The organism is Escherichia albertii NBRC 107761 = DSM 17582 (genome assembly GCF_000759775.1).
Classification (GTDB): Bacteria; Pseudomonadota; Gammaproteobacteria; order Enterobacterales; family Enterobacteriaceae; genus Escherichia; species Escherichia albertii.
The window spans coordinates 1-6,889 of sequence record NZ_BBMY01000177.1; the positions used below are offsets into that span (position 1 = coordinate 1).

Here is a 6,889-nt window from a genome sequence, read left to right on the forward strand (position 1 = left end):
CCCGTATCAGGAACCGGTAAATGGACTGACTTTTAACTGGGCCGGGATGTGGACTTTCGGTGCGATGATGATTGCCATTATTGCCGTGCTGTTCATGGTTTTTTTCCGCGAATCCGACAACGAAATTACGGCTATCAAAGTCGATGATCGCGACATTGCGTTAACACAGGGGGAAGTTAAATGAAAACAGAACGTATTCTCGGTGCTCTTTACGGGCAGGCGTTAGGGGATGCGATGGGAATGCCCTCCGAGCTTTGGCCGCGTTCCCGCGTCAAAGCGCATTTTGGCTGGATTGACCGTTTTCTGCCAGGACCAAAGGAGAATAACGCGGCCTGTTATTTTGACTGCGCCGAATTTACCGACGACACCTCAATGGCGCTCTGTCTGGCAGATGCGTTGCTGGAGCGCGAAGGCGAAATCGACCCGGATCTGATTGGGCGTAATATTCTCAGCTGGGCCGAACGCTTCGACGCGTTTAACAAAAACGTTCTTGGGCCGACGTCAAAAATAGCCCTCAATGCCATTCGTGAAGGTAAACCTGTTGCCGAACTCGAAAACAACGGCGTGACCAACGGCGCGGCAATGCGAGTGTCTCCGCTGGGATGTTTACTTCCGGCGCGCGATATTGATTCCTTTATTGATGATGTAGCGCTGGCGTCCAGCCCGACCCATAAATCCGATCTGGCGGTCGCGGGCGCGGTAGTCATTGCATGGGCGATTTCTCGTGCCATTGACGGAGAAAACTGGTCAACAATTGTCGACTCACTCCCCTCAATTGCGTTATATGCACAACAAAAACGTATCACCACGTTCAGCGCTTCTCTGGCGGCTCGTCTGGAAATTGCACTAAAAATTGTCCGCAACGCCGACGGTACAGAATCCGCCAGCGAACGGCTTTATCAGGTCGTTGGCGCAGGCACCAGCACCATTGAGTCCGTGCCGTGCGCCATTGCACTGGTTGAACTGGCACAAACCGACCCAAACCGTTGCGCCATCCTGTGCGCTAATCTTGGCGGCGATACCGACACCATCGGTGCTATGGCGACGGCGATTTGTGGCGCGTTGCATGGCGTTAACGCTATCGATCCTGCGTTAAAAGCAAAACTGGATGCGGTAAATCAGCTTGATTTCAACCGCTATGCCACGGCGCTGGCGAAATATCGGCAACAACGGGAGGCAGTATGAGCAGCGCTCAATTACACACGCTGCTGCCTGAATTAACGACGCGTCAGCCGGTTATGGTGATTGGCGCGGCGGTCATTGATGTGATCGCCGACGCTTACGCCCTGCCCTGGCGCGGGTGCGATATCGAGCTGAAGCAGCAAAGCGTAAACGTTGGCGGCTGCGCGCTGAATATTGCCATGGCGTTAAAACGCCTCGGCATCGAAGCAGACAACGCATTGCCGCTCGGTCAGGGAGTATGGGCGGAGATTATTCGCAACCGGATGGCGAAAGAGGGATTAATCAGCCTCATCGATAACGCCGAAGGCGATAACGGCTGGTGCCTGGCGCTGGTTGAGCCTGATGGCGAACGCACGTTTATGTCGTTCAGTGGGGTGGAAAATCAGTGGAATCGCGAATGGTTGGCACGATTAACCGTTGCGCCTGGCAGCCTGCTCTATTTTTCCGGCTATCAACTGGCCTCGCCCTGCGGCGAATTATTAGTGGAATGGCTGGAAGGGCTGAACGACGTGATGCCATTTATCGATTTTGGCCCGCGTATTGGCGATATCCCGGATGCATTACTTGAACGCATCATGACCTGTCGACCATTGGTGTCACTCAATCGCCAGGAAGCTGAAATTGCCGCCGAACATTTTGCTTTATCCACCGATATAACGACGCTCGGCAAGCAATGGCAGGAAAAATTTACCGCGCCATTGATCGTGCGTCTCGACAAAGAAGGCGCGTGGTATTTTAGTGCGCAATCTTCTGGTTGTATTTCGGCATTTCCGACGCAAGTCGTAGACACGATTGGTGCGGGTGATAGCCACGCAGGTGGCGTTCTGGCCGGGCTGGCCTCCGGCTTACCGCTGGCAGACGCAGTGCTGCTGGGTAATGCTGTGGCGTCATGGGTGGTCGGGCATCACGGCGGTGATTGTGCGCCAACGCGTGAGGAACTACTCCTCGCACACAAAAACGTATAGATCGCTGCGACAGTGGCTGATGCTGTACTCAACAGGCCGTTGCTGTTGGTCAAGCGCCACTTGCTTGATCACCAGCACCGGTATTTTGCTATCTAGCTGAATGTGTGACTGAAACTCAGCATCCGGCATCCGGGCGCTAACGCGGGAACGTGTACGTTGCGGGTAAATATGCTGACTGCGGAAGTAGTCATAGAGAGAGATACCGATGGCATCAACATCATGAATTAAATGCACCGGAACCCACGATTCTTCAATCGATACCGCTTCTTCATCGACATAACGAATACGCTTCAACAAAAAGACATCACTGCCCGCTTCGACCGCCAGTTGCTGCGCCACCTCTTCAGGGCATTTAACGACTCGCTTGTTAACCCATAGCGTATCGGGCTTTTTCCCGCGCAACACCACCTGCTGAGAAAAACCTCGCGCTTCTTTCAACGAGTATTCGAAGATGTTGTTGATTTGCGTGCCGTAACCACGCGAACGTGTCACCACGCCCTCTTCTTCCAGCGCCTGCATCGCCTTGCGCACCGTAATGCGCGAAACGCCGGTTAACTGGCTCAAATCACGCTCGCCAGGCAAAATATTGCCATGCTCCAGCACCCCGCTGCGCACGGCATTTTTCACCGTTTCAGCAAACTTAATATAAAGCGGCGTGTTGTCCGCCGCTAAAATACGTTCGTTCAGTTGGGCGATAAGCTGGGTATGCGCTTGTTCCATTTGTCTTTTTCCAGCGATGGGTCTGGCGGAAGTATATCACGCGCCTATTGTCTTAGCAGTTTCTTCACCGCCAGCACATGCTTGCACGGTCCTCTTTCGCCCTGATATTTACTGAACCATTCACAGGTACAGCGTTCACCGTTGCCGTCGAGAATGACCGTATGTCGTACACCACTTCCCTCGACCCGCGCCTCGATTCTGGCTGGTTGCTGACTAATAATCTCAACTTTATTCTCTTGCAGCAATTTATCAGCCCCTTTCAGGCGCGGGTTCAGACTCATTACGCGGGAGAGTTTGAACGGCAACTGGCGATAAAAATAAGCATTATCGGTAAGGTCGTAACCCAGTAATCCCATTGCTGCCAGTTGCGCGGCTAATGTGTCGGTTTTTCCCAGCCACTGACTGCCACCGGAAGTGAAAAATGTCGGGCTAATGGTCTGGTTGGCCTGTGCCTGCTCATCAAAAACAGTCAGCCAGCTTTCGTCAATACCCTCATTTAGCGCATCCAGCGTCGCCCCTTCACCAGAAAATCCACGCCAGCAATCGCGTGATAAAGAAAGCGTGAAACGTAGATCGCCAAACCAGAGTTGCCAGGTGGTGGATTGCATATCTGGTTGTGCGAAGACCTGCAAGCAGTCAACAAAAGGTAACAAGGGTTCCAGTAAGCGCAGGCGATGCAGACCGCCGATACACACTGCATTGACTGATTTTACTGGCGAAAATTGTGGCGTCGTACCACGCACCTGCAAATAGTAATCAGTTTTCACCTGCCCTTTGGGTAATGAGCGAAACAGTTGCTGTGCCTGAACTTTATTAAACTGATGACCTTTTACCGACTGTGCAAGGTAGACCTGCACGCTACTGAGGCCTTTAATCCATTTCACTGGAAGTGGCACTTTGCGTTCAATAACCTGCTGGCTCTCAAGATGTAGGCCAACCGATTTTTGCCCTACCGAAAGCGTAACCACTTCACTATTGCGCACTCTCGCCAGCGCCGACAGCATCGGTTGATTGAAATCAACATTAGTCGTACCGCTTTGTAAAAACTCGCCATTTAAGCCATCGGGCAAAATATCGAGCCGCGCATAAACCCCGGCGCAATGGGAAAACCCTTCAAACCGCACCCGTTCATATCCTGCACTGACAATGGGATCTTTCAGTAGCGCTAGTTGCGCGAGCGAAAGGTTAAAGCTCGACTTCACCACGTTAGACAACGCAATTAAACAACGCGCCATCAAAAAAGGTTGCCTGACCTGACCGACAAAGAAACAGGGCGCATCGGATGCCTTTTGGATCTCGCTATATTTTGCCAGACGTAATTCATCCTGGCCGTTCGTTTTATGCAAAACGGATGGGATGTTGTAACAATAAGTGAGCGTATCTTCCATTTATGACTTCCTTGTGAGTTCGAGTTGCAGCTCATTGAGCTTTTTGTAATTGGTGATTTTTACTATATTCAAATGGCTATCCATTGCAGTGATCATCTCCAGTAATGACTGATTATGGCGAGAGCTGATATTGATAAGCGACTGCATAGCGAGATCGGTAAAACGTTTGAGTGGTGCCCAGTTTTCTTTTTCCAGATGCCCCAGGATGTCGCCGATATGGGTAGAATTCACGCCTTGTGGATAACGCAGTTTATCAATCCATAATTCGCCAGCAAGAGCACGAACCGTTTTGTCGGCATGAAGCATACAAAGCCCGGTAAGCAAGTGGCCCATGGGAGAAAGTGGCCCATGGGAGAAAGTGGCAAAGGGAGATCGTAAAGTGCCTGGAGGATTTCCAGATTCGATTTCGTTGATGAAATGTTTGGATCATGAAAATTCATTTCTATATAACGCATGAGTGTGACATCACCCTGCCAGGGGAAAGCATACAGCGTTCGCCGCTTATACTCTCCGCCAAAGTAACTGTATTTAGAGCAAGGCATGAAACTGTCAGCATAGAACAAAGTCATCTCCAGATTTTGAACAGCCGTTGTAACGTCAAAATTGAATGTTCTTACTGGGGAGTTTTTTTATCTCCCTTGATAAACCAGGGGAAAATATTACTTAATAATTCCATCGGTAACGCGTGTTTTTCCAGCAATGTATACCCGACATCAAAAGACGTTGTATCAGGATTCACCGCACTGCGGGTAATAATGGCCGCCAGTTTCCATTCTTCATGCGCGACTTGTGCTAATGCGTCTTGCGCGCCGGAAAACAAATATCGCACTAATGCAGCATATTCGGTGTTAAGTTGTGAAATATCAGGTTGACTGCCAATAAATACACACCGTTGAATCGCAAGTTGCATATCCTGACTAACAGGAACAACACCCGCATTTTGGTATTGCAAAAGGCGCAGGACAAACACCGCCGGTGTCAATAAAGCAAGGCAGATGCGTGGGTGTTGAAAGCAAAGGCAGATTAACGTTGTTTTTTAATAGCAACAGAATATTTTTGAAAAACGCAATCCATGAGCGACTTCTTTTTTTGTCTTCCTTATCATAGGAATGAAACCCCCAGTCTATCTTTTTCCATTCGTCAGTTGTATTTTTTAACTCCTGAAAATTTTCATATACTATTTTAATTTTTGCTGTCTGTAGTGGAAAACATGAGATAAGTTCTGCCGCATATTCCATAAAGAAAAAGCCCAACATCCCGTCAAAAAAAGAAATATGTTCAGATGTCTCCAGCGCCTGCATAAATGCAGGTTCCAGTTGGTTCACATTCTCTTCATTAATTTCAGGAGCAAAACGTAACAATGCAGCTGGTAACAGGTCAAAGTAATACGACTCAACGTTATGAAATGCCTGCCCTGCCAGGAAGACAAAATCATCCCAGGTCTCAATTTCTGCAATACGGTTATCTTCACGAATCAGTGGTAAAAGTGCGGATAGTTCATCATATTCATTGTTCAATATTGGCTGAATACCAGGAAAGCCAGTCAACAATTCCCGAGCACCAGTAAGCATATTGTCTGCATAACTGTTCAATAGCAAGCTAAATCCGGGTTCCATGGGGTTACCATATTTAGCTATTAACTTAGCGGCTTTATTTTGCAGGCTAACATCTTTACTTAGAAATACAGCAGTAAGATATTGACATATTTCTGGTCTTTTTTCTGATTGTTGTTTAGCTAATTTATCAGCAATTACTAATGCACTATCGACAATACTTTTAGTGGTAGCAGAAAATAGCTGCGGAAGATAGGTGATAAACTCATTATAACGAAAATCTCTGTGATCGACGATCTTTTTGATTGCCTGTAATGCTGTCGCGACAGGTTTGCTCTGTGGACAACAAAACGTTGAAAATAACTCTTCCTGTAGTTGTAAGCACTCATCTATCGTCGGTTGCAGTAAAGTAAATAGCGTGGCGTACCAGCATGTTTGTTCACGATTAAAATTACGATTAACCGCGAGCAAACTCTCTTGTAATACTCTTATTCTGTTGATACGTTTTTCCGTGATATATTTTTTGAAGAAATATATCCATTTCCGTTCTCCGGCATCCTCAGGTTTACTTTCCTTTGGATACCACTGATCTGATCATGCAATACCGCATGGATAATTAAACACCATCCAGATATGATCGTCTAAAGAAAAGCGATATTTTTCAAGATTTGATGCAGAGGTGATTTTACTAACAATAACCTGCGGTGTAATATTGCCAACATATCCTTCGGCAATCCAGTCGCAGAGAGTGGCATAATCTATTGAAAAATGTCCACCTTTAATATCACCATTAATATAATCAGTAAGCCATTCCGGGCAGTGCCATTTGAGTGTCTGTTTAACTGCCTCATTAGAACTCAGCAAGTTACGTTCAATATTTTTACAGTCTTTTCGCGCATAGCAACCGATGATCGCCAGGCTAAGCATCTCTAACTGATTTTTTGTACCATCTTGCTGGTAAGTTCCACCACGAAGACCGCCGATACTTACTTCATGCCATTGATACTCGCCTAATCGTTTCACGTCTTTCTTTATAAGCGGCACTAAATTTTTTCGCTGCTTATCATCCAGCGACTTCAGA

Annotated in this window: 7 protein-coding genes and 2 pseudogenes; 3 read left to right on the forward strand and 6 right to left on the reverse strand. The window is 47.8% G+C overall.

The features are described 5' to 3' along the window. From EA14781_RS21290 to EA14781_RS21300, 3 genes and pseudogenes are all read left to right on the forward strand, one after another. A pseudogene (locus EA14781_RS21290) lies at positions 1-184 on the forward strand (nucleoside permease); the annotation flags it as partial. Next, positions 181-1,185, forward strand: a complete 1,005-nt coding sequence (locus tag EA14781_RS21295) for an ADP-ribosylglycohydrolase family protein (RefSeq protein WP_000846193.1) — start codon at positions 181-183, stop codon at positions 1,183-1,185. The pseudogene EA14781_RS21290 and the gene EA14781_RS21295, both read left to right, overlap by 4 nt. Further along, positions 1,182-2,147, forward strand: coding sequence for a carbohydrate kinase family protein (locus EA14781_RS21300; protein WP_000092990.1), 966 nt, complete (start codon positions 1,182-1,184; stop codon positions 2,145-2,147). The genes EA14781_RS21295 and EA14781_RS21300 overlap by 4 nt, the downstream gene beginning before the upstream one ends. On the opposite strand, the gene EA14781_RS21305 is transcribed toward EA14781_RS21300, so the two are convergent. The 6 genes and pseudogenes from EA14781_RS21305 to EA14781_RS26210 form a co-directional block, all read right to left on the reverse strand. Continuing rightward, on the reverse strand, positions 2,121-2,867 hold the full coding sequence (locus EA14781_RS21305) for a GntR family transcriptional regulator (protein ID WP_000434043.1): 747 nt from the start codon (positions 2,865-2,867) through the stop codon (positions 2,121-2,123). The genes EA14781_RS21300 and EA14781_RS21305 overlap by 27 nt on opposite strands. 44 nt (positions 2,868-2,911) lie before the next feature. After that, entirely contained in the window at positions 2,912-4,255 is a 1,344-nt protein-coding gene (locus EA14781_RS21310; protein ID WP_000390263.1) for an SWIM zinc finger family protein, read from the reverse strand. Next, the gene (locus tag EA14781_RS25900) at positions 4,256-4,561 is read right to left on the reverse strand and encodes a DUF7825 domain-containing protein (protein WP_024164762.1); all 306 of its coding nucleotides are present in this window, start codon (positions 4,559-4,561) and stop codon (positions 4,256-4,258) included. Positions 4,562-4,868: 307 nt separating this feature from the next. After that, positions 4,869-5,225 carry a DUF7824 domain-containing protein gene (locus EA14781_RS25905; RefSeq protein ID WP_241955844.1) on the reverse strand — a complete coding sequence of 119 codons (357 nt, stop codon included), beginning with the start codon at positions 5,223-5,225 and terminating at the stop codon, positions 4,869-4,871. Then, positions 5,173-5,871: a DUF7824 domain-containing protein gene (locus tag EA14781_RS26205; RefSeq protein WP_024164761.1), complete on the reverse strand. Its 699-nt coding sequence runs from the start codon at positions 5,869-5,871 to the stop codon at positions 5,173-5,175. Before EA14781_RS26205 ends, EA14781_RS25905 begins: the two co-directional genes overlap by 53 nt. Before the next feature lie 216 nt (positions 5,872-6,087). Next, a pseudogene (locus tag EA14781_RS26210) lies at positions 6,088-6,852 on the reverse strand (DUF6493 family protein); the annotation flags it as partial. Positions 6,853-6,889 lie beyond the last annotated feature (37 nt).